Source organism: Burkholderia sp. B21-005 (assembly GCF_020843965.1).
Classification (GTDB): Bacteria; Pseudomonadota; Gammaproteobacteria; order Burkholderiales; family Burkholderiaceae; genus Burkholderia; species Burkholderia ambifaria.
Map to the genome: position 1 here is coordinate 203,052 of NZ_CP086303.1, position 26,347 is coordinate 229,398.

The window sequence follows — 26,347 nt, forward strand, 5'->3', positions numbered from 1 at the left end:
CGCGAATTTCCCTCCACGGATCGGAACCTGCGCGGCGACGATGGCGATCGCGCGTTGACGCTGTGACGGCTGCCGCCAATCATGTGGTCAGAGTGATGCCACCCCTTACGACGCCGACCATGAAACGATTTCTCCATGTGATGCTGTTCGCCCTGTCGACACTGGCTTGCCTTGCGGCGTCGGCCGCGCCGGTGCGCTGGCAGACCGCGCAGATCGACTACTCCGCCGACGCCAAGGACATCAAGGAAGTCCTGCGCGACTTCTCCGCGAGCCAGAACATTCCCGCCGATATCTCGAAGGACATCACGGGCAGCGTGACCGGCAAGTTCCACATGTCGCCGCAGCGCTTCCTGGACACGCTGGCGTCATCGTTTGGCTTCGTCTGGTATTTCGACGGCCAGGTGCTCGACATCGTGTTGCCGGAGGAGATGAAGAGCACGCTCGTCAAGCTCGATCACGCGGGCACGGCCGAACTGCGCGACACGCTCGCGGCGATGCAGGTCGCGGATGCGCGCTTCAAGATCACCTACGACGACGCGCACGGCGCGGCGATCGTCAACGGTCCGCCGAACTACGTGAAGCTCGTGTCCGACGTCGCGGCACGGCTGGATTCGCGTACCTCGCATCGCGCCGGCACCGTCGTGCGCGTGTTCCGTCTCAAGCATGCGTGGTCGATGGACCGCTCGTTCAACGCGGACGGCGCGTCCTACACGTTGCCGGGCGTGTCGACGGTCCTGAACAACATCTATCACCCGAATCAGGGGGCGGTCACGTCTCCGGCCGACCCGACCCGCAACGCCACGAACGTGTCGAACGTGCAGCGCCCGAACGCGCTGAACGACGTATCGGGCGGCGGCGCGGGCCAGGCGTTGATGCCGCCGCTGCCGGCCGGCGGGCAGGGGGGCGCCTATAACGGCGGGGCCGGCGGCAACGCGGCGGGCTTGCTGGCGGGCCTGACCGGCCGGCCGTCCGCGCCGCTCGCCGGTGCGGCCGGCAAGGGCGGGTTGCCCGCGGTCGGCGGGATCGGACAGAAGGACGAGGATCTGCCGGTGATCCAGGCGGATCAGCGCACCAACTCCGTGTTGATCCGCGATACGCCCGATCGCATGTATCAGTATCCGGACCTGATCTCGCTGCTCGACGTGAAGCCGCGGCTGGTCGAGATCGAGGCGCACATCTTCGAGGTCGACGAAGGCGCGCTCGCGCAACTCGGCGTGAACTGGACCGCGCACAACAGCCATGTCGATCTGCAGACCGGTAGCGGGCTCGGCACGCAGAACACCTACAACGGCACGCTCGCGCCGAACTTCGGCAATACGACGCTGGCCGGCGGCGTGACGGCGGCGGCCGCGCCGGCGGGCGCGGTCCTGACCACCGTGATCGGCAACGCGGGCCGCTATCTGCTGGCCAACGTGTCGGCACTCGAGGCCGACAAGAAGGCCAGGATCGAGGCGAGCCCGAAGGTCGCGACGCTCGACAACATCGAGGCCGACATGAACAACGAAACGCAGTTCTTCGTGCGCGTGTCCGGATACACGTCGGCCAGCCTGTTCAGCGTGTCGACCGGCGTGTCGCTGCGCGTGCTGCCGATGGTGGTCGAAGAGAACGGCCGCCGGCAGATCAAGCTCGATGTCGCGATCCAGGACGGCCAGCTGAGCGGTCAGTCGGTCGACAACATCCCGGTGATCACCAGCAGCAACATCAACACGTCCGCATTCGTCAACGAAGGCGAGGCACTGCTCGTGGCCGGCTACAAGACCGACAGTCGCACGCACGGCCGGACCGGCGTGCCGCTGCTGTCGAAGATCCCGCTCATCGGCGGCCTGTTCCGCTATACCGATCGCGACGACAGCCACATGGAACGACTGTTCCTGCTGACGCCGCGGATCATCGACCTGTGACGCGGCCGCGGCGCATGAACCCGACGAGCACGACATGACGGCACCTTCGCATCCGCGCGCGGCGGCGGTGGACACGGACGCGCCCGGCATCGCCGGCGACGAGCTGGCGGCGCTGCTGGACAGCCAGCCGTGGGGAACGATCGCCGTCGATGGCGAGCGCCGCGTGCTGTTCGCGAGCACCGGCGCGGCGCGCCTGCTGCAACGGGAGATCGTGGTCGGCTCGTCGCTCGATGCGCTGCTGCGGGCCTGCGGGATCGCCGACGTCGCGGAGCCGGCGCAGACGGAGGACGCGAGCCCGTCGGAAGACGGGGGCGGCCAGGGTGTCGAATTCCAGGTCGGCGACACCTGGATCTGGCTGGCGCGCAATCAGGCCAGCGGCGGCGGACGGATTGCGACGACCTTCGTCCTGGTGGACGTCACCGGGATGCGCCGCACGCTCGACCAGCGCATGGAGTCGCTGCGCTTCATGTCGCACGATCTGCGTTCGCCGCAGAACTCGATTCTCGCGATGACCCAGCTCCACGAGACCGATCCCGCCGCGTTCGACGCGTGTGGCGGGATGGCGCGGATCGGCGAGCTGGCGCGCTACGCGTTGTCGCTCGGCGATCAATTCATCTTCACGTCGGTGGAAAGCGGATTGCAGCGTCGCGACCTCGCGCGCTTCGACTTGTGCGAAACCGTTCGCAGCGTGATCGCGCAACAGGATGTCGCGGCCGTCTATCGCGGCGTGCCGTTGCAGCTGTGGATGGTGGAAGACGCGCGTATCTGGATGACGGGCGTGCGCACCTTCGTCGCGCGCGCGCTGCAAAATCTCGTGGACAACGCGATCCGGGCTTCCACGCCGGGCAACGCCGTGACCGTGTCGGTGAATGCGGAGGACGGTTTCGCGGTCGTCACGATCAGCGACGCGGCGGGCGGCTTGCCGGGAATCGCCGCGCAGCGCGTGATGAGCGACTTCGAAGCGCTGGCGGATCGCTCGTCGTCGGGCTCGGGGCTGGGTCTGAAGCTGACCTCCAGGATCGTGAATCTGCATGGCGGCACGCTGCTGGCCCGCGCCAACCCGCGCGCCGGGACGGATTTCGTCATGCGGCTGCCGTGCCTGTCCGCACGACGCAATACCGGCCCGCTTCCCGGCGGGCTGTCGACCGGCAGCGGCCTGACCGCGCTCGAGCGCGCGGACGCGCTCGGATACGCCGCGGCGCAGGCCGGCTCGCGAGAGGACCGCCGCGCTCAGGAACCGCACGAGCGCCTCGAGCACGGCGATGGTGACTGACATGGCCCGCTTGCGGGAATGCGTGCGTCGATGGCGCGGCGATTTTCGACCGTCATGGGCTGCGTTCCTTCGGCGTGTCGCGCGAGCGACGGCGGTCACGGCGATCTTCGCGCTGCTCTGCGTGTCGCTGCCCGGCACGCCGGCCTACGCGGGAAGCGCGGCGGCCGCTCCGTCTCGATCGGTATGTGCACGCCAGGCGCGACCCTCATGGCATCTCGCCCGGTTTCACTACGAGACGCCGGGGGCGAGCGTCGCCGATGCGCTGAGCGCGCTGTCCGACGCGACCGGCGTACCGATTGTCGTCGACGGCCGCGTGTCGGGTCGCCTGGATGGACGTTTCGATGCGTCGCCGCAGGACTTCGTCGAACGGCTCGCGCGCAACCATGAACTGGACACGTACTTCGACGGCACTGTGCTTTACGTCAGCCCGCTGGGCGCGCGGCGCACGCTGACGCTGCGCCTGAACTTCGCGCGGCCCGCCGTGCTGCGCGCGTTGCTCGCGAAGAGCGGTGCGGCCAGCCCGTGCTTTCCGCTCGTCAATGGGGCGGGCGGCGCGATCGTGACGGTCAACGGGCCGCCCGCGTACCTCGAGCGCGTCGAGCACGCCGCGCGGCAGGTCGACGGCAGCGCGAGACGGCGCGTGACGACGGCGGTGCGTGCCGTCGCGCTGCGTGTCGGGACGGCCGCCGATCGCGTCACCGTGGTCGATGGCCGGCAAATCACGGTGGAGGGGGTGGCGGCACGCGCGCGATCGCAACTGGCGCCGGTCGATGCCGCCGCGCTGGGCGCGGTCGAATACGAGGCGCCGCTGCCCGTGGTGAGCGCCGATGCACGCACGAACACCGTGCTCGTGCGCGATCACCCCGAGCGGCTTGCCCGTGACCTGCGGGTGCTCGCCAGGCTGGATGTGCGACCGAAGCCGATCGTCATCGACACGCTGATGGCCGATGTCGCGGCGCTCGATCTGGCGCGTCTGCCGCTCGGGAAGTCGCTCAGTGCGATCGGCATCGCGTCGAACAGTGCGGCCATGCTCGTTGCCGACGGCGACGCGCTGCGGCGTGGCATTGGCCAGTTGAGCGCCGCGCAGCGCGCGCGCATCGAACTGGATCAGGCGCTTGCGACCTACGACGGCGCGGCCGTTGCGTTCCGGGAGCGCGCCGGTACGCCGTTCGTGGCGGCAAACGCGGTGCCCACGCACGATGATTCGTTGCGCGCCGCGCGAGCGGCGGCGGATCTGTCGCTCGTCGTCGTGCCGTCGTCGGGCGCGAATGCCGCGCGCCGTGAAACGACGCTCGCCGTCGAATGGCGGGTGCGCGACGACGTTCAGGCCGCCCGAATGACGCTGGCCCCCACGCAAGGCATCGTCATGCTCGAGCCGATGGACGCGCAGCGCACGCGGATCGTGTTGTTGGTGCCGCGGCAAGTCGATCAGCATTAGGCCGTCGACGACACTGATGGGGCGAACGGCAGATCGAGCATCCGGTGCGCCCAGGCTACCGACGCGCGGAGCATCGGTGGATCGGCTGTTCGGCGGTGGGTCGGGTTCAGCAGCATGGTCGCGTCCGCCACGTCCGTGTCACACGCTGTTTCGCGTATCGAGCCGCCACATCGCTTTGGACGTACCGCATGCGCGCCACATTGGCCATCGTTGCAATCGACTCGTCACCCACATCAAGTCGAGGAAAGCGTCAAATGAACACTCATCCGATACTTGCGGACGCAACCACGATCGCGCTGCGCAACAACCTGCCTATTGGACGCACGCTGCCGGCGACCGAATATCGGCATGACCCCGTCTGATTGTTCCGATACCCATTGGAAGCCGTTATGCCCATCACCCCATACGACGCCTCATCCATCAACGCTTCGCCGTCGCTTTCGACGCTCGAGCCACTGTTTCCAAGTCAATCCGCAGCCCATGCGGGGATATTGCAAGATTCGCGACGGCCAGGCGGCAACAGTCACGGCCCGCTGTCGGGACTGACCTCGCGTGGAAGCGCTTCGAGACTCGAGGAGGCGCGCTTGGCGCCCATTCTCGAGCAGATCGTCGCGCCTCAGCCGGGGATGTCCTTTCCGATCGTGCAGGCGGCAGGCAAGACGCCGTCGCGCAGGGCGGCCGAGCTTTTTCAAGAGAAATTTCAGGCAACGGTGCTCAGGCAGCCGGGAAGCGTCAAGGCGAGCCGCGATGACCTGGGTATTGCCGGGCATCAACTCGCGATGGTTGACATTGGCGGAGAAGGCCAGAAGACGGAACAAGGTGCGAAATTGATGAAGAGCGGCAACGTGCACGCGATCAACGTCAATGCGCAATCGGTTGCGTCGCCCGGCACATTTGTTTTGCAGACCGACCCATCGGCGGCGCCGGTGGCGCGAAGCCGCTACCCGATTCCGAATCTCGTCAGACCTGCGAATCGTTGGCCCGGACAGAACGACGCGGCTGACGGCTTTTTGCCATTCGAAGACGGTTTCTCCAATCTGACGATGACGGAAGGTGCGCCGGTATTCGATTACCACGTCAAGGAATTTGCGAGGGTAACCGCCCCGCACGGCTGGATGATATTAGCGGTCGACGATAGCTTCGCTGGCCGGCTCGATCGTCTGGCGCAAGCCCACAACGGAGGGACAGTATGGAAGTTTCCCCCCAGAGACGGTGAGATGAACCGTTACGTCATTCCGCCGCGCACGGCGCTTGATCACCGCGAAGTGGCGAGCCAGTACAAGGCAATGTGGCGGGACGCGAACGCGCACGATGTATTCGATGTGGCGCAGACTATCGCGTTGCATCGAGTGAACGGCCTCTCGCTCGACGAAGCCCGGAAGGCGGCCGCCGGCCTGCGCGACGTCAATGGCGTCATCGATCTATCGAGAGCGGCACAGCCCGTCCGGCAGCACGACGAGCTTTGAAGTGTTGCGCGTACTCGTGGGTCTGCGACCGAATGCATGACCGGACGCAGGATGATTGTAACGAGCGTGAATCCGCACGCGACCGACTGCCGGCCCGGGCCGGCCTATTTCTCCAAGCTCGACGAGCCGACTGGAAGGCTGCTGAAACCCCCATCGAAGCACGCCATTGGATGGCGTGATGTCGCAAGGGCGCCTGTTCAATTCGATGGCCGAGGGGGGTGATCGGCGCTGTTGGCAGCGAACGGTTCGTCGGTCACCGGTGTCGGCTCGGGCGTGCCCCCCGGGGCGCCATCAATCGGTTGCAGCCAACTGCGCGGCAGGGCGGAAGGGCGACGGCCTTCGCGAGGATATGAATCGGGAGCGTTGCCGTGCGCCGGGTTCTGAATTGAACCGTGCGGGACTGTAGGAAACGTAAACGTATGGTCGGGAAGAGGTGCGAGCGACGGGCGCCGAGACGTGGACGGATTGCCGCCGGCAGGCACAAGCGACGGGCGGCGAGACATGGACGGAATACTGCCGGTCGGTGCAAGCGACGAGCGGCGAGACATGGACGGACTGCCGGCAAGACTCGAAAGTGATGGACGTCGAGAGTCGCCGTCGGCCGAAGCCCAGTCGCTTTTAGGCGTAATACCCAGATATTTGTAAAACCTGGCCAGTTGGTCTTCGGAATCGATAATCTGCCACGTGCCCCGATCACACATCGCGACCGGAAGCGACGACGTTGCCACGCGTTCGTTGATTGGCTGGTCGCGCTCGTGGTTTTTCATGTGGGCCACATAGTTGTATTGTGAACCGTGCTGCACGACGTGTCGCGCCTGATCGTCATAAGGACGCTCGCGATCGATCGCCCCGATTGCACAGTTGAGCGCCTGTAGGGCTGACGTGTCTTGTCCCTCGCTATGGGGGGCCCGGCGGCCGCCCAGATTCAGCGAATCGTGGATATCGTAGTCGCCGGTGTATAGGGCTACCTCACATCCTTGTAGCCGAAAAAGCGGCTCGAGACTCTCCCTCAGTTTGTTGTCATCCAAGGGGAAGACCGTCCGCCCATTATCTAAAGACTGCAGACTCACGTCCGACGCACCCAGCCTCGACGGGTCCACGTAAAGACCGCTGAGCCGACGCGGCTCGGTCCCGTAATGGCCGACGAGTCCGGCTATGCCATGCGCCTGCATCTCGGAGAAACGGCGCTGGCCTTCCTCCTGGTCTCCATATACGTCGATCATCGACTGCACCTTGATGGTTTTTTCAAGGATGTCATGCGGCTTCGGGAGCGCGCCGGCTTTCAACCACTTCAACGTCTCGGGCCCCGCGGGCCTGAAACTGACGGCGATATTCATGATGCGTGCCGCCTCGGTGATCGCGCGCAGATGATCGGGAAGTACGTAAGTTTTCGTGATCTCCGTTTCCACGTCGGTCAGTTCACGGTCCTTTCTGGCTAGCACAGCCGTCTGGATCGTTTGCGCTTTCGATTCCGACAGTGCGAAGGACTGTCGTCGCTCGATCGATGTGGTCGACCCCCGCCGATTGGGTGTAACGGCCGAGTGGACGGCGCTTCCTTTCCGCGGGCGCAGGGCCGACAGAGGACCTGCCTGCAGGGGGCTGACCGCCGGGTTATCGCGATTCACCGGGTCGGGTGGAGCATTCACCGGGTCAAATGGGTTGGAAAAGGAAATGGGTTCGATATTCGTATTCGACATGGCGTGAAACGCGAACGTGAGTGAACAGGCTTCGATAATGAGTCGTCCGCCGTGTTGAAGATGACCAGCAAACTAAGGTTTCGCGCGAAATGCGAAGTGCGCTGGATTCGCGACGGCCGTCGTTGGCGAATATGCTCGACAGGCCGTGATGCGAGCGACAGGCTCCCCACCGATTCGATACAAACCGATACAAGCCAGACAAACCCCCGATACATCGTCACTTTCTAATTCCCCCTAGGACCGGCCGACGGCCGTCCGCACGACGTGCGATCCCCGAACCCGAGACGGGAGCGCGCGACCGACGAATTGAAGGTACACAAGGTGTGGGGGAAATCGGACATGTCAGAGAATTCGGTTCCGCGTGAAATTGCTCACGCGAACGGTGCACCGGTCAGCGACAACGTCAACATCCAGACGGCCGGCCCGCGCGGGCCCGCGCTGCTGCAGGACGTCTGGCTGCTTGAAAAGCTCGCGCATTTCGATCGCGAGGTCATCCCGGAGCGCCGCATGCACGCGAAGGGCGCCGGCGCATACGGCACCTTCACCGTGACGCACGACATCTCGCGCTACACGAAGGCGAAACTCTTCTCCGACATCGGCAAGCAGACGCCGATGTTCGTGCGCTTCTCGACGGTGGCCGGCGAGCGCGGCGCAGCCGATGCGGAGCGCGACATCCGCGGCTTCGCGTTGAAGTTCTACACCGAGGAAGGGAACTGGGATCTGGTCGGCAACAATACGCCGGTGTTCTTCTTCCGCGATCCGCTGCGCTTTCCCGATCTCAATCATGCCGTCAAGCGCGACCCGCGCACGGGGATGCGCAGCGCGGAAAACAACTGGGATTTCTGGTCGCTGCTGCCCGAGGCGCTGCACCAGGTGACGATCGTCATGAGCGAGCGCGGCATTCCGCGCTCGTACCGTCACATGCACGGCTTCGGCAGTCACACCTACAGCATGATCAACGCGGCGAACGAACGGACGTGGGTGAAGTTCCACTACCGCTCGCAGCAGGGCATCGAGAACCTGACCGACGCGCAGGCCGAAGCCCTGATCGCCACGGATCGCGAAACTCATCAGCGCGACCTGTTCGACAGCATCGAAGCCGGCAATTTCCCGCGCTGGACGCTGTATATCCAGGTGATGACCGACGCGCAGGCGAAGGCATTCCGGTTCAACCCGTTCGATCTGACCAAGGTATGGCCGAAGGCCGAGTTTCCGCTGATCGAGGTCGGCGAATTCGAGCTCGATCGCAATCCCGACAACTTCTTCGCCGAGACGGAGCAGGCCGCGTTCTCGCCCGCGAACGTCGTGCCGGGCATCGGCTATTCGCCGGACCGGATGTTGCAGGCGCGCCTGTTTTCCTATGGCGATGCGCAGCGATATCGACTCGGCGTCAACTTCGGTCACATTCCGGTGAATGCGCCGAAGTGCCCGTTCCACAGCTATCACCGCGACGGCGCGATGCGCACCGACGGCAATCTCGGCGGCGCGCCGTCGTACTGGCCCAACAGCAAGGGCGCATGGTCGGACCGGCCGCAGTACAACGAACCGCCGCTCGAACTCGACGGGGCGGCCGCGCATTGGGACCATCGCGCCGATGACGACCATTATCAGCAGCCGGGCGATCTGTTCCGGCTGATGGATGCCCGGCAGCGTCAGCGCCTGTTCGATACCACCGCGCGGCAGATCGCCGGCGTGTCGAAGGAGATCCGGCAGCGTCACATCGACAATTGCTCGCGGGCCGATCCGGCCTATGGTGCGGGCATTGTCGCGGCGCTCGCGCGGCTCGCCGCCGAACGGGCGTAGCACGCATCGTCAGCCGGCCGGGCGCTCGACGCCGAGTCGCGCATAGCCGTGGAACGCGCCCAGTTGAATGCGCCGCGCATCGTCCTTCGCTAGCTGGAGGTCGGGGATGTGCGTCAGCAGGCCGCGCAACACGGCTTCGAGCTGCATGCGCGAGAGCGCGACGCCGATGCAGCCGTGCGGCCCGGCACCGAAGGTCAGGCTGCGTCCGTCGGCGCGATGAAAGTCGACCGTGTTGGGCGCGGCGAACTCGGCCGGATCGCGATTGGCGGACCCGAGCAGCAGGATGAGCTGATCGCCGCGCCGGATCCGGCAGCCGCCGAGTTCGGCGTCGGCCTGCGCGTAACGGAACAGCGCCTGCGCCGCCGGATCGTAGCGCAGCAGTTCGCGAACCGCGCGCGGCACCAGGCCGACATCGTCGCGCAGCGCTTGCCATTGATCGGGGGCCTGGAGTGCCGCGGCGATACTGTTGCCGATCGACAGCAGTGTCGTGCCGTATCCGGCGATGAACAGCAGCAGAACGTTCATCGCGATCTCGCGGCGGCTGATTTCCCCACGCCGTTCGAGCGCGAGGAAATCGGCAAGCGGATGGGCAGGGTCGCCGCCGTCGCGGCAAGCGTCGATGCACGCGTCGATGTCGAGCAGGAAGCGTTCCGTGTCCGCGACGGCCTGTCGGTGTTCCGTGGCGTTCAGCCGCATGAAGCTGATCAGTTGCCACGCCCCCCGCGACGCGCGACGGTACGCATCGGCCGCGCTTTCCGGAAAGCCGAGCAGAAAGCAGACCGTTCGCACGGGCAACTCGCGGGCCAGTTCGGCGACCAGGTCGAAGCGCGACCGGCGATGCAGCGGCGCCAGCAGGGCGGCCACCTGCGCGTCGATGTAGTGCTGCACGGCGATCAGGCGTGTCTTCGAGAACATCGGCGCCAGCAATCGCTTCAGGCGTTCGTGGTCATTGCCGTCGCTGAACAGGATCGTGTCCTTGAACCCGAGCGGGTCGGCGGACGGGTTGTCGATCGCCGGCGGCAGGCAGGCGAAGGTGCGATCGCCCAGCACGTCGAGCACGTGCCGATGCGACGAGACGAGCCAGCTGCCGCTCGCATCGCGATAGACGGGTGCCGATCGCCGCAGCCGCGCATAGACCGAATAGGGATCGGCGTCGCCGTTGCCCAGAATCGAAGGCAGCAAGCTGGCCGCATCGCGATGCGCGTGATCGATCGGGTCGGTCATGGGCGTCGTGCCGGTGAAGCCGGTCATTCGTCGGACAACGCCGCGCGCAACGCGTCGGCGGCATCGCGATGCGCGTCGCAGGCTTCCGGCACCAGCGTTCCCATCGAGAAGAAGCCGTGGATCATGCCCGGATACACGCGCAGCGCCGCCGTATTGCCATGGGACGCGAGCCGGCGAACGTAAGCTTCATGCTCGTCGCGCAGCGGATCGAATTCGGCCGACACGATCCAGGCTGGTGCGAGGCCGCGCCAGTTGGTGGGCGCGTTGCGCTCGCCGTCCAGCGGCGCGAAACGCCAGTCGTTTCGGTCGTCGGGCGTGACGAGGTACTGCTCGCGTAGCCAGCGAATCAGGTCGAGCGACAGAAAATACCCGTCGCCGTAGCGTCGATGGGCGTCCGTGTCCAGCCCGGCCGCGAGCGCGGGATAGATCAGCAGTTGCTGCGCGAGCGTGATGCCCGCATCGCGGGCTTCGACCGCGCAAATCGCGGCCAGCGTGCCGCCGGCGCTTTCGCCGCCGATCGCGAGCCGCGCCGGATCGATCCCGAACGTGATCGCGGCGCGTTTCAGCCAGTGCAGCGCGTCGACCGCGTCCTCGACCGCGCACGGAAACTTGTGCTCGGGTGCGAGCCGATATCCGGCGGACACGACGGCGCACTGCGCGTCGGCGGCGAGCATGCGGCACACGGCGTCCGCCGTGTCCAGCCCGCCGACGACGTAGCCGCCCGAGTGGAAATAGAGCAGGGCGGGGAGGAGCGCGCCGAGGCTGGGCTCGGTTGGATAGTAGATGCGCGCCGGAAGCTGTCGGCCGCCGCGCGCGTCGAACCGGACGTCTTCGATGCGATGGACGGGGCGCGCCTGGATGTCGCCGAGCCGCGTGTAGTAATCGAACCACTGGCGTGCGCTGGGCACGTCGAAATCGCTGAGGCGCTTCGCGCCGGCGGCGCTCCGGCGCGCGAGAAACTGCCGGATGCTCGCGGGCGCGGATGCGAGGGCGGCGTCGTCAGGCTCGATGATGGTCATGAAAGAACCTCGCTAGGACTCGTCAGGATGGGTGGGGCGAAACGCCGTGTACTGAATGCCGTGTCGTCACGGCGCGGCCCGCGTGCGCGGCGTCACGCGCGCAGCCAGAAGTAGTCGCCGGCGACGATGCCTTCGAACATCTCGTCGGTGGATTCGATGATGTTGCTGCGCCAGTAGCGCCCGTGTTCCGCGTAATGCGACAACAGATCCGCGACGACCTGGCCGTCGACGTCGTGTTCCAGCGGCAGACGAACGATCAGGACGATGCCGCCCGTGTCGGTGTCGATGCCGAGCTGCGCCTGGTCCTGCGCGTAGATCACGAGGTTCGCTTCCAGCATCAGCCGGAACACGACGAGCGTGCGCCCCGCGCTGACGGTGCCGTAGTGGAAGTTGACGTACATCGCCTGCGGATCGTTCTCGAAGTGATCCAGCTGGACCTCGAATCCTTCGACCTCGATCGTGCGGGTGCTCAGCACGTGATCCGGGTCGGGCAGGCCGACGACGCTGCACACGTCGCGAACGACTTCCGCGTATAGCTCGATGCTCATGCCGGGTGTCGATGGAAGATCGATCTTGCGGACGGAAACGCGATGCCGAAGCAGCCGGCGCCGTGCACGCGGCACGGACGCCGGCCGCGTCGGCCGTCAGCCTTTCTTCGCCGCGTTTTCGACGTCATCCGCGGCAGTTTTGGCGAGGTTCAAGACCGACATGACGAGTGACATCGTCACTTGCATCATGGCCATCTGAATCATCGCCGGAATCATTGCGCTCGTGGCGCCCTCTGCCGCACCGGTTGCCGCGCCGGCCATCGGTCCAAAAGACATGGTAGTACTCCTCTATTTCAAGAAATGATCAAGATCGCGCGGACGGCGTGGATTCGCCAACCGCTTCGTTGCCGGCATGCACCGGCTGCTTCCTGCCTGCTGCCTTCCCTGCTTCCTGCTTGCTACATTCGTTGCCCGGCGCGTGCCGGACGATTGCAGTCACGCGACGCCGTTCAGTGGAACGACGCGTGACCTTCGGGCGGAAGCTCGCGCAGTTGCTGCACGATGCTGCGCGCGGCGACCATGCCCCGATAGATTTTCTGAAGGGCGGCGCGATCCTGCATGTCGGTGCAGGCGCTCGTCGCATCGCTGACGCGCTTCGCGCAGCTGTCGAATGCCTTCTCGATGCGCGCCGCGCCGTCGGTCGATTCGAGCGTGCGCTGCAACTGCTTGAGATCGTCGCGAACGGCTTCGAGGTCTTGGTACATGATCGGACTCCTGTGGGGTGACAAACGTGGACGAGCTGAGCGGGCGACGCGTCAGCGGCTCTGCGCACGGATCGGCGTGACCGATTCGCGCATGACAGTCGCGCCATCGCCGAGGTCGGGCGGCGCGCCCGGAAACAGATGCTTGACGCCATCCGGCGTCTGCACGTAACGGGTGTCGCCGACGGCCATCATCGACGTATAGACCAGCGACGGGATCGCGGACGGGGCTTCCGTCACGTCGACATCGATGCGTCTGACGTTGCCGTCGAGATCGGCGCGCAGGCGGTTCAAACCGTCACGGAACTGCGTGAGCGACGGAACCGCGCCATTGATCGAGAAGACGCCGCCGCCGGCGTACGACACGCGCAGCCCGTCGATGCCGAGCGAATCCTGGATGCTCGCGACATCCGACTGTGCGACGTCGTACGCACGCGCCACGTTGCCGCCGAGCCGCGCCAGCAGCGTGCGCACGGCGACGTCGTCGGCGGAAGTCGACACGATGCCGTCGACGACGACCGTGGCGCCGTGATCCTGCGCATGCAGGTCGGCCAGCTTCGCGTCGTGCAGCGCGGCGTTGATCTGTTGCGCGAGCGCGGCTGCGGTGCGCGGCCCGGTCGCGCCGGGCGACGGCCACAGGCGGGCATAGACGAGTGTTGCGCCCGCTGTCAGGAACGCGACGAGCATCGCGCCCGCGCCGATCACGCGCACCGTTCGGCGCGCCGAATTCGGCGCGACCTGGCCTGACGCTGTCGGTCGCGACGCGGCCGCGTCGCCGTTGTACATGCTCGCGAGCAGCTGGATGTCGGGCGGCCACGCGGCGTCTTCGTTGCCGAAGCACAGCACCGTCATGCCGAACGGAAACGGCACGAAGTCCGGAATCAGCACCACGACCGGGTTGGTGTCCGGCGCGTCGGCATCGTCCGGCGAAGCCGGCGCTTCCGGCGTGTGTTGCGCGCGAACGATACCGGCATCGTCGATGTCGACGACGATTTCGTCGTCGTCCCAGTCGGTAATGCAGATGTCGGTGTCGTCGTCCTTGCCGATCCGGTATCGGCCCGGCGTGAGCCGCGCCTGGATGCCTGCATGCGTGCCGGTCAGGATGCGCAGGATTTTCATGCCGATGGGGTCCGGGTTCGTTGAGCGTTGAGATCGAATCGCGTGGTGCCGAGCAAGCCTGACGTCAGTCTAGACATGCGCTCGGGCGCCGGCGGCGTGCGCGCGAAGTCATTGCGTGGGGTCCGAAGCGTTGCCGGGCGCGCGCGGCGCCGGCGTGCGCAGCAGCACCTGCACGTGACGCATCGAGCGCTCCGCGAGCGTGCCGCTGAGCGGGCGCCGGGCGCTCAGCACCATGAGCGGCAGCAACGCGTTGAAGCTCGCCTGCCGGTCGCCCGGTCGCGCGCCGGACCGGGCGCCGCCCAGGCGCGCCTGCGAGTCGATCAGGTCCTGACGCACGGCCGCGAGGTTGTCGTCGAACGACCCGGTGAGAAAATTCGCGTCGCGTCGCGCGTGCAACAGGTCGAGCGTGGTCGACAGCGCCTGCCGCGACGGGTGCGCGATGGTGCCCTGGCGCAGCGATTCGCCGATCGAGAAGAAGCGGTCTGCCGAGGCGGTCCGCAACGCATCGTCGCGCAACATCGGCAGGCCGAGCGCCGCCGTATCCGGTGCGTGCATGGCCGTATGCGTGGCGTCCGATACGGAATCGCCGCCGCCCGACGCAGGGGCGCCGCTCACGGCACTCCGGCGCCGGACGGCAAACGCGTCCGGCGCCTTCGCCGCGCGCGGTGGCGGGCCCGGTCGCCCGTCGCGCTGTCGCTGACGTCGCTGCTGCTGTTGCTGCTGCTGTTGTTCCCGGCCCTGCTGTTGCCGGCGCTCCTTGTCGCGGCCTTGCTGCTGCTTGCCTTGCTGGTGGGAGCCGCCGTCGCGTCCTCGCTTGCCGTCCGAATCGCGGTGCAACGCGGCGACCCGCCGGTGCGTGACGCCCGACGCGCTCATGCGCGCCAGCAGGTGCTGGGCCTTGCTGGCGCCGTGCAGGGTCTTCGAGCGCGTGCCGTGACGAAAGGTGCTGTGACGGTACTGCCGCGCCTTGCGGCGCGCGTGATGCGCATGCAGCACATGCTGCTGCGCGTCGTCGATGCGCGCCTGCTCGTCGAGCGCGGCCGGATTCGGCCGCGACGGGATCCGGGAGACGCTCACGACGGCACCGCGGTGGTCATCAGCTGCGTGGCGAAGCGCAGGATCGCGGCGCCGCCCCATGCACCGGTCAGCGCCAGCACGGCCAGCACCGCCACGAGCTTGAAGCAGTGGGAAATCGACTGATCCTGCAGCGACGTGATCGCCTGCACGAACGAGATCAGCAAGCCTGCCAGCGCCGACACGGCGATCGTCGGCAACGACACATAAAGGCAGAGCAACATGCCCTGGGTGGTCAGGCCAATCAGGTCGTCGGTATTCATCGGCGCCGCCTTATCGGTAGGTGAGGATCAAGCCGTGGATCAGCGTCGACCATCCGCTCATCGCGACGAACAGCAGCAGCTTGAACGGGATGGCGATGTTGGTCGGCTGAAGCTGGTTCATGCCCATCGCGAGCAGGATGTTGGCAATCACCAGATCGACCACGATGAACGCGATGTACAGCAGGAAGCCGATCTTGAAGGCGTCGGCCAGCTCGGACAGCGTGAACGCCGGTGCGAGCACGATCAGATCGTCCTCGTGCAGCTGGTTGGCCATCGCCTGCGGCCACACGACATGCGCGGAGCGCAGGAAGAACAGTTTCTCGCGCTCGCGCGCGTGCTGCTTGAGGAACGCGCGAAACGGCTCGCGCGCCGCGCCGAACGCCTGAATCATCGCCTGGGACGGTTCGGGCGCAACCTGCTCGTGACTGAGCGTCTGCATCGCGCTCATGCCGATCGGCGCCATCACGTAGAGCGACACCAGGATCGCGATGCCGTTCAAAACCATGTTGGGCGGCACCTGCTGCACGCCGAGCGCGTTGCGCAACAGGCCCAGCACCACGACGATCTTCGCGTACGAAGTCACGACCATCGCGATGAAGGGCACCAGGCTGATCGCCAGCACGGCGATCAGCAGGCCGGTGAAGTCACTGAACTGAATCATGACCGTTCGCCATGTGAACGATGCGCACGCCGAGGTGCTCGCCGACGGTCACGAGCTCGCCGGTGCCGATCACCTGGCCGTAGGCGAGCAGCCGCACGCGCGCGTCGCGCACCGTGCCGGGGAGTTCGAGCACGTAACCGGAGCGCAACGCCGACAATTGAACGAGCGGCAGCGTGATGGTCTCGATCTCGAAGCGAACGGGTAGCTCCAGATCGTCGATCGACGCGGCGACGGGGAGGTCGCCACCATCGAGCGTGGCGTCGGTGCGGGAATTTTCCTGGGTCATTTGAGGGTCCGTGTTGATGACAAGTCGTGAACCGTCGAGCGTCGCGCGAACGTGAAACCTGCGCGCGCCGGGGGCGCCGAGATACACGTCTACGTGGTCCGCCTGCTGCGGCATGTCGAGCAGCGTGCGCAGCGCCGCGGGCGCGACGCGCAGGACGACATCGCCGGGGCGCAGCCCGTTCAACGTCTGCACGCTCAGCGTCCGCTCGCCGATACCGAGCGACGCCGGTATTCCGATCCGGCTGATGCAGCTGGCGAACGGCACGCGTTGCGGCGCGATACGCCGTTCCATCGTGTCGATCCACGCGGGGGCAATCCGGTCGAGCACGCATTCGAAACGGTGGCCGTCGAGCGTGAAGCGCAGCGCGAGCGCCGCGCGGACGGCCGGGGCCGTGCGCAGCTCGGTCACGTGCGCATCGGCGAGGCCGACCGTCTTCAACGCGTCGAGCAACGGCTCGGAGATGATCGCGGCGACGGCATTCCTGAGTGACGCGGCGAGCGCGGCGTCCTCGGACATCGTCGAGCCGGTCGCGATACTCGCGAGCGCCGGGTAGCACGCGAGATCGATCGCGATCGCGGCGGCGGTGCCGTTGGACTGCAGCTCGAGCGAGCCGGGCATCTGCCAGTTCGCGGGCGCGGCTTCGGTGATGTCCCAATCCTGCAGGTCGAACTCATGCGCGAGCAGCGCGGCGATCCGGGCATCGCACAACAGCCGGCGCAGGCGGGCCGTGTGCGAATCGAACTGCGGCAACACGCCGACCGAATCGGCGAGGCTTTTGACCATTGCATCTGGCTGAGGCATTTTGTTTCCGGTTCTGTTGTGTCGCGGCGCGGGATGTCCGTTGCGATGCGTGTCGGTCTTCCGCGTCGCGCGGCGGATCATCGGGTTTCGATCGCGACTTCCCGCGGCATCCTCAAATGCGCGAGGAGCGATACGAGGCGCTGCTTCAAGGTGTCTTCGTGGCGGCAGATTAATGCCCGGACCGGCTCCGACGACGTTTCGAAACGAAGCACGAGGTCGAAATGCGAAAGCGTCAGATGCAACGCGCATTCCGGCAGCAGCGACGGATCGATGCGCAGGTGAATCGACCAGTTGCCGTGCGCGGCCACGGCCTCGTCGGTGCAGAAATCGGCGATCCTGTCGGCGAGGAAATGCATCAGGCCGGCGATGCGCGCCTCTTGCCGGGACAGCGCCGTGAGGAACGGCCTGGCCAATTCGTCGAGATGACGTTCGCGCAGTGCGTCGGCCTGTGCGTCGACCGGTGACGGCGCCGCGCGATCCTGCGGCGCGGCGTCGTCGACGTCGCGCGCCTGGCGTTCGGCCGGCGCTTCGCGGGCCGGATCCGGCAGCACGTCGTGCGGCATGCGGGCGCCGCGGCCCGCACGGTCGTCGCCGCGCAGCCGCGCGCGGCGCACCAGCGCGGCATAGTCGATACCGGGGCGCTGCCCGTTCGGCGCGGGCCGGCGCGCCGGCATCTCGTCGGCGTCGGGCGCCGGAATGATGCGCGGATTGACGATCGGAGGGGTCACCGCGCCTCCGTCACAGCGTGATCCGTCCGAGCGGACGCAGTTCGACGTGTTCGGCCAGCTCCTGATACGAGTAGACCGGCAGCCACGCGAGGCGGGTGGTGATCATGCGGCGCACGTAGCGGCGTATGTCCATCGACGTGACGAGCGCGATGCCGTCGCGCGGCAGCTCGCCCGCGTATTCGGCGATGCTCGTGCAGAGCTGCTGGATCTGGTCGGGCGACAGCGCGAGGAAATTGCCGGTCGGCGTCTGCTTGATCGACTGGCGAATGAACTGTTCGACGTCGTTGCCGAACAGCACCGCATCGAGCGCCGGCGCGCCGCGACTCGCCCGGTACGCGATGTAACGCGAGAGGTCGCCGCGGACGTATTCCACCAGCATCAGCGCGTCCTTTTCCTTCGGTCCCCACACGATCAGGCTTTCCATGATGCCGCGCGCGTTGCGGATCGACAGCTGCTCCTCGAGCAGGCGACGCAGGACGTCCGCGATGCGTTGCAGCGGCAGCGCCTTCTGGACTTCGGCGACGAGGCCCGGGTAGTCGGCGCCGAGCTGGTCGAGCACCCATTGGGTTTCCTGGATGCCGACGAAGAGATGCGCGTGCGTGCGCAGCAGCTCGACGGTCTCGTTGGCGACGATTTCCTCGGTGCGCCAGATCGTCGTGTTCGGCGGCACGTCGCGTTCTGCGAGCCAGTGGCTTTGTGCGTGCCCGCCGGCCGGCCCGGCCGTTTCGCAGCGCGACGCGAGCGCGGAATCCGCGGGCGCCTGCGCGAGCATCACCTTGCCGGCCGGCATCTGCACGCGCGCGTAGGGCACGTCCTGCAACAGGATTTCATACGTATGCGCGGCAAGCGCGTCGCTGGTCCACATCGTGATGCCGGGAAACGGCAGGCCGATTTCCTCCTGCAGGCGCGCGCGCCGCGCCTCGAACGCGAGGTTGAGGGCGGCGGGCGACAACCGGGCGACCAGGTCGGGCGCGAGCCGCACGCCGATCGCGCTCGCGAACTGGGGGGCGCGCGGCAGGATGCTCGGCGCATCGCCTTTCGCTCCCGCACGTTGCAGCGCGGCGACCTTCTCGCCTCTCTGCTCGTCGTGCGCGCCCTTGCGATGAATCCGGTATCCGGTGAACGCCAGGATTGCCGACAGCAGCAGGAACAGCGGCCACGGGAAGCCGGGCACGATCGCGAAGCCGAGCAGGAGCACGCTGGCGAACCACATCGCGTGGGCGTTGCCGGCCATCTGGCGAATCAGCTCGTCGCCGAGCGAGCGGCCGCCGCCCTCCGAGGTTTCGTCGGACACGCGCGTGATCATGATGCCGGCCGCGACCGAGATGAGCAGCGATGCGATCTGCGACACCATCGCATCGCCGACCGACAGAATCGAAAAGCGGTTGGCGGCGTCGGCGGCGCTCATCGAGTGATAGGCCACGCCCACCGCGATGCCGGCGACCATGTTGACGAGCGTGATGATGAGGCCCGCGATCGCGTCGCCCTTCACGAACTTCATCGCGCCGTCCATGCCGCCGTAGAGCTGGCTTTCGACCGCGAGCCGCGCGCGTTTGCGGCGCGCCTCCTCGGGCGTCAGGAGGTTCGCCCGCAGGTCCGCGTCGATGCTCATCTGCTTGCCGGGCAGCGCATCGAGCGTGAAGCGCGCGCCGACTTCGGCCACGCGTTCCGAGCCTTTCGCGATGACGATGAACTGAACCGTCGTGATGATCACGAACACGACCAGCCCGACGATCAGGTTGCCGCCCACCACCAGCTCGCCGAAGCTGTCGATGATGTGACCGGCGTCGGCATGCAGCAGGATCGACTTGGTCGACGCGATGTTGAGCGACAGCCGGAACAGCGTCGTGAACAGCAAGGCCGACGGAAACGACGACAGCGACGTGATGGTCGGCACGTACATCGTCACCATCAACAGCGTCACGCTCAGGCCGATGTTGATGGAGAGCAGCACGTCGATGATGTCGGGCGGCAGCGGCAGGATCATCAGCGAGATGATCGCGACGATCAGCGCGGCAATGCCGATTTCGCCGCTGGCGGGAAGTTTGAGCGATTTCAGCATGGAAGACCTCCGTGGCAGGATCAGGAACGGGAACGGGTGCCGGACGATGCGCCGTCATCCGGCGGGTGCGCGGCGCCCACGGAGCCGACCCAGCGCAGAACGGCCGCGACCACCTCGAACAGCTCCTCGGGAATCGCATGATTCACGCCGACGCGGTGCAGCGTGCGTGCGAGAGGCGGATTCGCGACGATCGGCACGCCGTACAGGCTGGCGAGCCGGCGCAGTTCGCCGGCGTCGGCATCGACGCCGCTCGCGACGATCACCGGCAACGGATGTTCGGCGGGCGCGTAACGCAGCGCGACCGCATAGTGGGTCGGGTTGACCACCATCACGTTCGCGCCCGCGACGGCCGCTGGTCGCGGATCGCCATTGATCATCCGCTTCGCGAGCTTGCGGCGCTCCTGCTTGATCTTCGGATCGCCGTCCTGGTTCTTGTGCTCGCGCTTGACCTCGTCCTTGGTCATGCGCTGCGAGAGCAGGAACAGCACGTGCTGAAGTTTCCAGTCGCCGATGCCGATCACGAGATACGTCACGCACGCGACCGACAGCACCGTCAGGAGCGCCGACCACAACACGGCCGACAGCCGGTAGAGCGGCTCGTAAAAGGCCGCGGCGGCGAGCGGCAGGATGCCGGCGATGGTTTTCCACAGCACCGCGCCGAGCACCACGGCCTTGAGCGTCATCTTCAGCAGGTCGATCAGCGAACGCTTCGAGAAGATCCGCTTGAGGCCGGCCGCCGGGCTGATCGCATCGAGCTTGGGCATCACCGGCTCCAGCGACACCTTCAGACCCACCTGCATCGCGGAAGCCAGCGCGGTGGCCAGCATGCCGAGGGCGGCAAGCGGGACGCAGATCGACACGCCGATGCCGAACAAGTGGAACAGCGCGGAGTCGAGCGCTTGCGGCGAGCGATCGGTCGCGGTGAAGTCGAGCGCCGCGTGAACGGCCTCGCGCAGCGAATCGAACAGCCAGAAGCCGGCGGTGTGGAATGCGACGAGCATGGCCAGCAGCGACGCGGCGCCGACCAGATCGGTGCTCTTCGACACCGAACCCTTGGCGCGTGCATCTTTCAGTCGCTTGGCTGTCGGTTTTTCCGTCTTGTTGCTCATCGTCGCTTCGATTCGTGCGGCCCATGCAGGCAATGGCACGCACGATAGTCGTCGCCGCTCGGCGAGCGAACCGCGAAAGCGAAGCCGCGCCGGCAGCCGCGAAGCGGCCCGCCGAATGCACGGCGCGGTGCGGCACGGGCCGCGCTTCATCCGCGCACGCGCCGCGGCGGCCGATCGATCTCGCCGCCGCCGCGCTTCGCATGCGTTCCGCTCGCTTCGCCTCCGGCACCGGGCAAACCCTGCCGCGTTTGCTACTTTTGTCTCCACCGGCCCAGGCCGCGATCCAGACCGCTCATTCACCGGAACGCCAACATGAACCAGATACATCAGTACCCGACATGCACGCACGAACTGTTCGGTGCACTCGTCGAGATCGTCAGGATGTCGGTCGTCGACCAGTTCCCGACCACGCGTATCGACGTCGACGACGTCGAGCATCTTCTCGAGGCGTTGCACGTGATGCGCCCGAATCTGCCGGAACTCCATCTGTTCGACGGCTTCGTGCACGTCGTGCGGGGCAACTGGCGGGAGGCGACCGCGATCTTCCGCGCGCTGGTCGACCAGTCGGTGGGCTTGCCCGGCAGCAAGGCGATGCTGATCTACTGCCTCAGTTCGAGCGGCGACGGCGACTGGCGCATCGTCGCGAACCAGCTGCTGGACGATGACGGCGTGACGCCGCAAGCGCGCATGCTCGTCCACGCGGTGATGGCCCGCAACGATGTCGAGCAGGCGGGCGAGTACGCGCTCGCCAGCGGCGAATTCGTCGAACCCGAATCGCTGAAGCAGTTGCGGGCAGAGTCGGTGTCGGGTGAAGCGGGAAACGGGGCATCGGGCTCGGCTGTGACCGAGCCGCCGATGTTCGACGGGCAGTATCTGCGCCTTTGATGGCCTGCACAGGAGAATGCGATGAATCAGGCTTTATCGTCGTTGACGCTCGACATGATGCGGATCCAGCCGACTTCGATCCCGCATCAGCCCGACGTCCACGTTGCGCCCGTGTCGGCGCATGTTGCCGACAGCTTCGAGGCGATGATGCAGCGGGGCGTGATGGGGCCGTCGTCGGGCACCGGCGACAGCGCGGGCACGATGATCTCGGAGATCGTGCGCGGCGAGGACGCGGCGTTCCAGACCGTGTCGAACGACATGCTGTACATGATCCACAACGTCGATGCGATGTCGCCCGGGGAACTGACGGCATCGGTGGTTCAGCTGCAGATCGAGGCCGCGAGCCTGCAGGTCGACATGCAGATGAAGATGAGTGTGGTCACGTCCTCGAAGGATGCGATCGAAACCCTGATGAAGAATCAATGACATGAACCTGGGTGCCGAACCGAAACGCCGGTCGATGCGTGGCGCCGCGCTGTGCGCGATGCTGGTCCTGTCGATGTCGCTTGCCGGATGCGAGAAGGAGCTGTACGGCAATCTTTCCGAACGCGATTGCAACGAGATCGTCGCGACGCTCATGCAGGCCGGAATCGGGGCGCACAAGGCGAGCGCCGACGGCGGCAAGACCTGGAGCGCGAAGGTGGAAGAGAGCGACATCGTGCACGCGATGGACGTGCTGCGCGAGCACGGTCTGCCGTCGCGACGTTACGACGATCTCGGCGCGCTGTTCAAGAAGGACGGCCTCGTGTCGACGCCGATCGAGGAGCGCGTGCGCTTCATTTACGGGGTGTCGCAGGAGCTGTCCGACACGCTGTCGCGGATCGACGGCGTCGTGATCGCGCGCGTGCATATCGTGCTGCCGGACAACGATCCGCTGTCGAACAAGGTCAAGCCGTCGTCCGCGTCGGTCTTCATCAAGTATCGGCCCGACGCCAACCTCGCGACGCTCACGCCGCAGATCAAGAACCTCGTCGTGCACAGCGTGGAGGGACTGTCGTACGAGCAGGTGAGCGTCACGTCGGTGCCGGCCGATCCGATGGAGACGGTGGCCGTCGACAAGACGTCGGGCAACCTGGCGATGATCGCGCTCGCCGCCGGCCTGTTCGTGACGGGCGGGGTGGTGCTCGTCGTGACGAAGCGGCGCCGCGGGTCGGCGGCCGAGGCCGGGCATGGCGCGACCGGCACGACCGGCACGACCGGCGCGACCGGCGCGAGCCGCGATGCGCCGTCGAAGGCGGGGCCGCTCTCCGCGATCGGCGGGCTGCTCAGGCAGGCCATGCCGGGCAGGACGTCGCGTTGACGCGGCGAGCGCCATGCCACTTTCCCCGCGAGATCAGACCATGCGCGACATCGAACGGTACGGCAGCGTCGCGACGACGCTCGCGGCGCGGCTGACGGGCTACGAGCGCAATCGCGGCGCGCTGTTCGCGTGGATGGACCCGGGCTGGCTGCCCGATGCGCTGGCGATGCTGGGCGACGCGCGCGGCGCATCGAGTCCGCACACGTCGCGGATCGCGCATGCGTGGCTCGCGGCGGCCGGTTGCCCGCCGCCGCCGCTCGATGCGTTTCGCTGCGAGAGCGCCGCGCTCGCCGCGTTGCCGATCGAGGACGCGCTGGGCGCACTATGCTTGCGAGCGCTGCATTTTCGCCGCGCGGAATTGCGCTACTGGGTCGATCGCGACAGCCGCGAGCAGATCGCCGGCTGGCTGGGGCGCCGCGGCTTCGCCGCATTGCGATGGTTGATCGAAGCCGGCAACCCGCCCGGCATCGACCGGCTGATGCGCGACCACGGCATGGCGCCGCTCGGTGAACTCGACATGCCGACCCTTGCGTGGGAAGGATTCTGCCTGTTCGCGCACGCCGGCTGGTGCGATGCGTCGTCGCCGCTTGCGTTGCTTCGCTTCGTATGGCACCGGGATGCGCAGCCGCCGGCGTGGCTGGGCGCAAGCGACGCGGCCGGCCACCGTGACGACGCGATGCAGGTCATTGCCCGTCTTCCGGACTTCTATCAGGAGCAGACATGGTCATCTGGTTGAGAAATGCGCATGACGAACGGGCTGCCGAGGCCGCGCCGCAGGCGATCGGCGTGGACGGCGACATCGTGCGGCGCGAGGCGTTCGCGCAGCTGGTCGATCTCGACGACGGCCATGCCAGGCTGCGCGAACGGCAGCGCGACGTGCTGGCGATCGCGCGTGACGAAGCCGCGCGGATCGTCGCGGCGGCGCGGGCCGAGGCGGACGCGATCCGCGCCCGCGCGCAGGACGAATTCGATACCGGCCAGCGGCGCGGTTACGAAGCCGGCCGTCAGGACGCGCTGGCGCAGTGGTATCGGGAGACGGCCGAATCGCTCGCGCGGCGCCGCGATCTCGAGATGTCGCTGCGCCGGCGCATGGCGGACATCGTCGTGCTGGCCGTCGAAAATATCGTCGCGAGCGAGCGGCCGGAGGCGCTGTTCGCGCGGGCGGCCGATTCCGTCGATCGCATCGTCGACGCGAGCTGCCATCTGCGCGTGCGCGTCCATCCGGACCAGCGCGAGCTCGCGGCCGCCGCGTTCGAACGGGCGGCGGCCGGATGGCACGAACGCGGCCGGCCGGTGCCGATCACCGTGCTGGCCGACCGCGCGCTCGAGCCCGGCGCGTGCGTGTGCGAAACCGACATCGGCCTGATCGACGCGAGTCTGGGCGCGCAGATCGATGCGGTGCGCCTCGCGGTCACGCGCGCGTTGCAGCGCACGGAAGACGCCGGCGCACCGGCGCACGAGGCCGCCGCCGTTCCCGAACCGCTGGAGGAGCGTACCGATGCCGGGTCCGACATAGAGGCCGACGACCCGATGCGCGACGATCCCTCGTACGGCGCGGGCGAACTGCAGCCGGACGCCGAACGGGAGTTCGCATGAAGCCGGACGGCGCGTACACGGCGTTCGGGCACGACGCTGACGAGTTCGCGCGGCTGCACACGTTCGCCGATTCGCTCGCGCAGGAGCTGGGCGAGGGCGCCGCGCGGCCGAGCGGCAAGGTGCTCGAGGCGATCGGCACGCTGATCCGGGTCGGCGGCATCGACGTGCGGCTCGGCGAGCTGTGCGAGTTGCAGACCCCGCGCGGCGCGTTGATGCAACTCGCCGAAGTGGTGGGCTTCTCACGCGATACGGCGCTGCTGTCGCCGTTCGGGCAGCTTGCGGACCTGTCGCGCGAGACGCGCGTCGTGGCGCTGCGTCGCCCGCTCGAGGTACCGGTGGGCGACGCGCTGCTCGGTCGCGTGATCGACAGCCTCGGGGCGCCGCTCGATCACCGCGGGCCGATCGATGCGAAGGCGTTCCGGCCGATCTACGCGCCCCCGCCCAATGCAATGAGCCGGCCGCTGATCGAGCGCGCGCTCGCCACCGGCGTGCGCGCGGTCGACGGCATGATGACGCTCGGGGAAGGGCAGCGCATGGGCATCTTCGCGCCGGCCGGCGTCGGCAAGAGCACGCTGATGGGCATGTTCGCGCGCGGCACCGACTGCGACGTGAACGTGATCGCGTTGATCGGCGAGCGCGGGCGCGAGGTGCGCGAGTTCGTCGAGCAGATTCTCGGCACGGCCGGCATGGCCCGTTCGATCGTCGTCTGCGCGACGTCGGACCGATCGTCGATCGAACGCGTCAAGGCCGCGTACGCGGCGACCGCGATAGCGGAGCATTTCCGCGACGCGGGCAAGCGCGTGCTGCTGATGATGGACTCGCTGACGCGGTTCGCGCGCGCGCAGCGCGAGATCGGCCTGGCCGCCGGCGAACCGCCGGCGCGTCGCGGCTTCCCGCCGTCGATCTTCGCCGAATTGCCGCGTCTGCTGGAGCGCGCGGGCCTGTCGGAGCGCGGCTCGATCACGGCGCTCTACACGGTGCTGGCCGAAGACGAATCCGCCAGCGATCCAATCGCCGAGGAGGTGCGCGGCATCCTGGACGGACATATGGTGCTGTCGCGGGACATCGCCGCGCGCAACCAGTATCCGGCGATCGACGTCGGCGCCAGCCTGTCGCGCGTCATGCCGCAGGTGACCGACCCGGCGCATCGCGAGGCGGCGGGCCACGTGCGCAAGCTGATGGCGAAATACCGGGACATCGAAACGCTGCTGCAGCTCGGCGAGTATCGCGAGGGCGGCGATCCGCTGGCCGACGAGGCCGTGCGCAAGCGCGACGCGATCCACGCGTTCCTGTGCCAGCGGACCGACGAGCCGAGCCGGCAGGCGGACACACTGGATGCGCTCCGTCAACTGTACATGGACTGACCCGGCCGACGGCCGGCCATCGAATGGAG

General features: G+C 67.1%; 25 protein-coding genes. 11 read left to right on the plus strand and 14 right to left on the minus strand.

The window, feature by feature from the left end; translation table 11 throughout:
- Nucleotides 1-119 precede the first annotated feature (119 nt).
- From sctC to LMA02_RS31445, 4 genes are all read left to right on the plus strand, one after another.
- Nucleotides 120-1,901, plus strand: a complete 1,782-nt coding sequence (gene sctC / locus LMA02_RS31430; protein WP_228910584.1) for a type III secretion system outer membrane ring subunit SctC — start codon at nt 120-122, stop codon at nt 1,899-1,901.
- Between the two features lie 34 nt (nt 1,902-1,935).
- Entirely contained in the window at nt 1,936-3,174 is a 1,239-nt protein-coding gene (locus tag LMA02_RS31435; protein WP_228910585.1) for a sensor histidine kinase, read from the plus strand.
- A gap of 1 nt (nt 3,175) precedes the next feature.
- Complete coding sequence (locus LMA02_RS31440) at nt 3,176-4,612, plus strand: hypothetical protein (RefSeq protein ID WP_228910586.1); 1,437 nt, start codon at nt 3,176-3,178, stop codon at nt 4,610-4,612.
- Between the two features lie 584 nt (nt 4,613-5,196).
- On the plus strand, nt 5,197-6,078 hold the full coding sequence (locus tag LMA02_RS31445) for a hypothetical protein (RefSeq protein ID WP_228910587.1): 882 nt from the start codon (nt 5,197-5,199) through the stop codon (nt 6,076-6,078).
- A gap of 197 nt (nt 6,079-6,275) precedes the next feature.
- On the opposite strand, the gene LMA02_RS31450 is transcribed toward LMA02_RS31445, so the two are convergent.
- Nucleotides 6,276-7,775, minus strand: coding sequence for a hypothetical protein (locus LMA02_RS31450; protein ID WP_228910588.1), 1,500 nt, complete (start codon nt 7,773-7,775; stop codon nt 6,276-6,278).
- A 339-nt stretch (nt 7,776-8,114) separates the two neighbouring features.
- Between LMA02_RS31450 and LMA02_RS31455 the strand changes: the two genes are divergently transcribed.
- Entirely contained in the window at nt 8,115-9,578 is a 1,464-nt protein-coding gene (locus LMA02_RS31455; RefSeq protein WP_228910589.1) for a catalase, read from the plus strand.
- Nucleotides 9,579-9,587: 9 nt separating this feature from the next.
- Here the strand turns inward: LMA02_RS31455 and LMA02_RS31460 are convergent, their stop codons facing one another.
- From LMA02_RS31460 to sctU, 13 genes are all read right to left on the minus strand, one after another.
- Nucleotides 9,588-10,802 (minus strand): cytochrome P450, encoded by a 1,215-nt coding sequence (locus LMA02_RS31460; protein WP_228910590.1) that lies wholly within the window; start codon nt 10,800-10,802, stop codon nt 9,588-9,590.
- A 23-nt stretch (nt 10,803-10,825) separates the two neighbouring features.
- A complete protein-coding gene (locus tag LMA02_RS31465; RefSeq protein WP_228910591.1) occupies nt 10,826-11,821 on the minus strand; it encodes an alpha/beta hydrolase in 996 nt (331 codons plus the stop codon).
- Nucleotides 11,822-11,913: 92 nt separating this feature from the next.
- Nucleotides 11,914-12,369, minus strand: a complete 456-nt coding sequence (locus LMA02_RS31470) for a molecular chaperone Tir (protein WP_228910592.1) — start codon at nt 12,367-12,369, stop codon at nt 11,914-11,916.
- Between the two features lie 96 nt (nt 12,370-12,465).
- Nucleotides 12,466-12,645 (minus strand): hypothetical protein, encoded by a 180-nt coding sequence (locus tag LMA02_RS31475; protein WP_228910593.1) that lies wholly within the window; start codon nt 12,643-12,645, stop codon nt 12,466-12,468.
- Between the two features lie 173 nt (nt 12,646-12,818).
- Nucleotides 12,819-13,073, minus strand: coding sequence for a type III secretion system protein (locus LMA02_RS31480; RefSeq protein WP_228910594.1), 255 nt, complete (start codon nt 13,071-13,073; stop codon nt 12,819-12,821).
- A 51-nt stretch (nt 13,074-13,124) separates the two neighbouring features.
- Entirely contained in the window at nt 13,125-14,189 is a 1,065-nt protein-coding gene (hrpD5, locus tag LMA02_RS31485) for an HrpD5 family protein (RefSeq protein ID WP_228910595.1), read from the minus strand.
- A gap of 108 nt (nt 14,190-14,297) precedes the next feature.
- Nucleotides 14,298-15,266, minus strand: a complete 969-nt coding sequence (locus tag LMA02_RS31490) for a hypothetical protein (RefSeq protein WP_228910596.1) — start codon at nt 15,264-15,266, stop codon at nt 14,298-14,300.
- Nucleotides 15,263-15,526 (minus strand): type III secretion system export apparatus subunit SctS, encoded by a 264-nt coding sequence (gene sctS / locus LMA02_RS31495; RefSeq protein WP_043188506.1) that lies wholly within the window; start codon nt 15,524-15,526, stop codon nt 15,263-15,265. Before sctS ends, LMA02_RS31490 begins: the two co-directional genes overlap by 4 nt.
- 10 nt (nt 15,527-15,536) lie before the next feature.
- The gene (gene sctR / locus LMA02_RS31500; RefSeq protein WP_228910597.1) at nt 15,537-16,187 is read right to left on the minus strand and encodes a type III secretion system export apparatus subunit SctR; all 651 of its coding nucleotides are present in this window, start codon (nt 16,185-16,187) and stop codon (nt 15,537-15,539) included.
- On the minus strand, nt 16,171-17,274 hold the full coding sequence (sctQ, locus tag LMA02_RS31505) for a type III secretion system cytoplasmic ring protein SctQ (RefSeq protein ID WP_228910598.1): 1,104 nt from the start codon (nt 17,272-17,274) through the stop codon (nt 16,171-16,173). The genes sctR and sctQ overlap by 17 nt, the downstream gene beginning before the upstream one ends.
- 77 nt (nt 17,275-17,351) lie before the next feature.
- A complete protein-coding gene (sctP, locus tag LMA02_RS31510; protein ID WP_228910599.1) occupies nt 17,352-18,002 on the minus strand; it encodes a type III secretion system protein SctP in 651 nt (216 codons plus the stop codon).
- Between the two features lie 10 nt (nt 18,003-18,012).
- Entirely contained in the window at nt 18,013-20,064 is a 2,052-nt protein-coding gene (gene sctV / locus LMA02_RS31515; protein ID WP_228910600.1) for a type III secretion system export apparatus subunit SctV, read from the minus strand.
- A gap of 20 nt (nt 20,065-20,084) precedes the next feature.
- Complete coding sequence (gene sctU / locus LMA02_RS31520; protein WP_228910601.1) at nt 20,085-21,173, minus strand: type III secretion system export apparatus subunit SctU; 1,089 nt, start codon at nt 21,171-21,173, stop codon at nt 20,085-20,087.
- 312 nt (nt 21,174-21,485) lie between these two features.
- Between sctU and LMA02_RS31525 the strand changes: the two genes are divergently transcribed.
- Genes LMA02_RS31525 through sctN form a run of 6 tightly spaced genes read left to right on the plus strand, consistent with a single transcriptional unit; the run spans nt 21,486 to nt 26,318 of the window.
- Nucleotides 21,486-22,058 (plus strand): HrpB1 family type III secretion system apparatus protein, encoded by a 573-nt coding sequence (locus tag LMA02_RS31525; protein WP_228910602.1) that lies wholly within the window; start codon nt 21,486-21,488, stop codon nt 22,056-22,058.
- 21 nt (nt 22,059-22,079) lie between these two features.
- Nucleotides 22,080-22,484, plus strand: coding sequence for a hypothetical protein (locus LMA02_RS31530; RefSeq protein WP_228910603.1), 405 nt, complete (start codon nt 22,080-22,082; stop codon nt 22,482-22,484).
- A 1-nt stretch (nt 22,485) separates the two neighbouring features.
- A complete protein-coding gene (gene sctJ, locus LMA02_RS31535) occupies nt 22,486-23,358 on the plus strand; it encodes a type III secretion system inner membrane ring lipoprotein SctJ (protein ID WP_228910604.1) in 873 nt (290 codons plus the stop codon).
- Between the two features lie 40 nt (nt 23,359-23,398).
- Nucleotides 23,399-24,094 carry a type III secretion protein HrpB4 gene (locus tag LMA02_RS31540; RefSeq protein ID WP_228910605.1) on the plus strand — a complete coding sequence of 232 codons (696 nt, stop codon included), beginning with the start codon at nt 23,399-23,401 and terminating at the stop codon, nt 24,092-24,094.
- The gene (sctL, locus tag LMA02_RS31545; RefSeq protein WP_228910606.1) at nt 24,079-24,954 is read left to right on the plus strand and encodes a type III secretion system stator protein SctL; all 876 of its coding nucleotides are present in this window, start codon (nt 24,079-24,081) and stop codon (nt 24,952-24,954) included. Before LMA02_RS31540 ends, sctL begins: the two co-directional genes overlap by 16 nt.
- Nucleotides 24,951-26,318: a type III secretion system ATPase SctN gene (gene sctN / locus LMA02_RS31550; RefSeq protein ID WP_228910607.1), complete on the plus strand. Its 1,368-nt coding sequence runs from the start codon at nt 24,951-24,953 to the stop codon at nt 26,316-26,318. The genes sctL and sctN overlap by 4 nt, the downstream gene beginning before the upstream one ends.
- Nucleotides 26,319-26,347 lie beyond the last annotated feature (29 nt).

What these genes read in the sequence shown, in the direction of transcription:
- sctS (WP_043188506.1), bottom strand. Translation starts at nt 15,526, where the DNA reads ATGAATACCGACGACCTGATTGGCCTGACCACCCAGGGCATGTTGCTC.
- sctU (WP_228910601.1), bottom strand. Translation starts at nt 21,173, where the DNA reads ATGAGCAACAAGACGGAAAAACCGACAGCCAAGCGACTGAAAGATGCA.
- LMA02_RS31440 (WP_228910586.1), top strand. Translation starts at nt 3,176, where the DNA reads ATGGCCCGCTTGCGGGAATGCGTGCGTCGATGGCGCGGCGATTTTCGA.
- LMA02_RS31455 (WP_228910589.1), top strand. Translation starts at nt 8,115, where the DNA reads ATGTCAGAGAATTCGGTTCCGCGTGAAATTGCTCACGCGAACGGTGCA.
- LMA02_RS31460 (WP_228910590.1), bottom strand. Translation starts at nt 10,802, where the DNA reads ATGACCGACCCGATCGATCACGCGCATCGCGATGCGGCCAGCTTGCTG.
- sctJ (WP_228910604.1), top strand. Translation starts at nt 22,486, where the DNA reads ATGAACCTGGGTGCCGAACCGAAACGCCGGTCGATGCGTGGCGCCGCG.
- LMA02_RS31465 (WP_228910591.1), bottom strand. Translation starts at nt 11,821, where the DNA reads ATGACCATCATCGAGCCTGACGACGCCGCCCTCGCATCCGCGCCCGCG.
- sctV (WP_228910600.1), bottom strand. Translation starts at nt 20,064, where the DNA reads ATGCTGAAATCGCTCAAACTTCCCGCCAGCGGCGAAATCGGCATTGCC.
- LMA02_RS31450 (WP_228910588.1), bottom strand. Translation starts at nt 7,775, where the DNA reads ATGTCGAATACGAATATCGAACCCATTTCCTTTTCCAACCCATTTGAC.
- LMA02_RS31480 (WP_228910594.1), bottom strand. Translation starts at nt 13,073, where the DNA reads ATGTACCAAGACCTCGAAGCCGTTCGCGACGATCTCAAGCAGTTGCAG.
- LMA02_RS31530 (WP_228910603.1), top strand. Translation starts at nt 22,080, where the DNA reads ATGAATCAGGCTTTATCGTCGTTGACGCTCGACATGATGCGGATCCAG.
- sctR (WP_228910597.1), bottom strand. Translation starts at nt 16,187, where the DNA reads ATGATTCAGTTCAGTGACTTCACCGGCCTGCTGATCGCCGTGCTGGCG.
- LMA02_RS31475 (WP_228910593.1), bottom strand. Translation starts at nt 12,645, where the DNA reads ATGTCTTTTGGACCGATGGCCGGCGCGGCAACCGGTGCGGCAGAGGGC.
- hrpD5 (WP_228910595.1), bottom strand. Translation starts at nt 14,189, where the DNA reads ATGAAAATCCTGCGCATCCTGACCGGCACGCATGCAGGCATCCAGGCG.
- LMA02_RS31540 (WP_228910605.1), top strand. Translation starts at nt 23,399, where the DNA reads ATGCGCGACATCGAACGGTACGGCAGCGTCGCGACGACGCTCGCGGCG.
- sctQ (WP_228910598.1), bottom strand. Translation starts at nt 17,274, where the DNA reads ATGCCTCAGCCAGATGCAATGGTCAAAAGCCTCGCCGATTCGGTCGGC.
- LMA02_RS31470 (WP_228910592.1), bottom strand. Translation starts at nt 12,369, where the DNA reads ATGAGCATCGAGCTATACGCGGAAGTCGTTCGCGACGTGTGCAGCGTC.
- LMA02_RS31525 (WP_228910602.1), top strand. Translation starts at nt 21,486, where the DNA reads ATGAACCAGATACATCAGTACCCGACATGCACGCACGAACTGTTCGGT.
- sctL (WP_228910606.1), top strand. Translation starts at nt 24,079, where the DNA reads ATGGTCATCTGGTTGAGAAATGCGCATGACGAACGGGCTGCCGAGGCC.
- sctC (WP_228910584.1), top strand. Translation starts at nt 120, where the DNA reads ATGAAACGATTTCTCCATGTGATGCTGTTCGCCCTGTCGACACTGGCT.
- LMA02_RS31435 (WP_228910585.1), top strand. Translation starts at nt 1,936, where the DNA reads ATGACGGCACCTTCGCATCCGCGCGCGGCGGCGGTGGACACGGACGCG.
- sctN (WP_228910607.1), top strand. Translation starts at nt 24,951, where the DNA reads ATGAAGCCGGACGGCGCGTACACGGCGTTCGGGCACGACGCTGACGAG.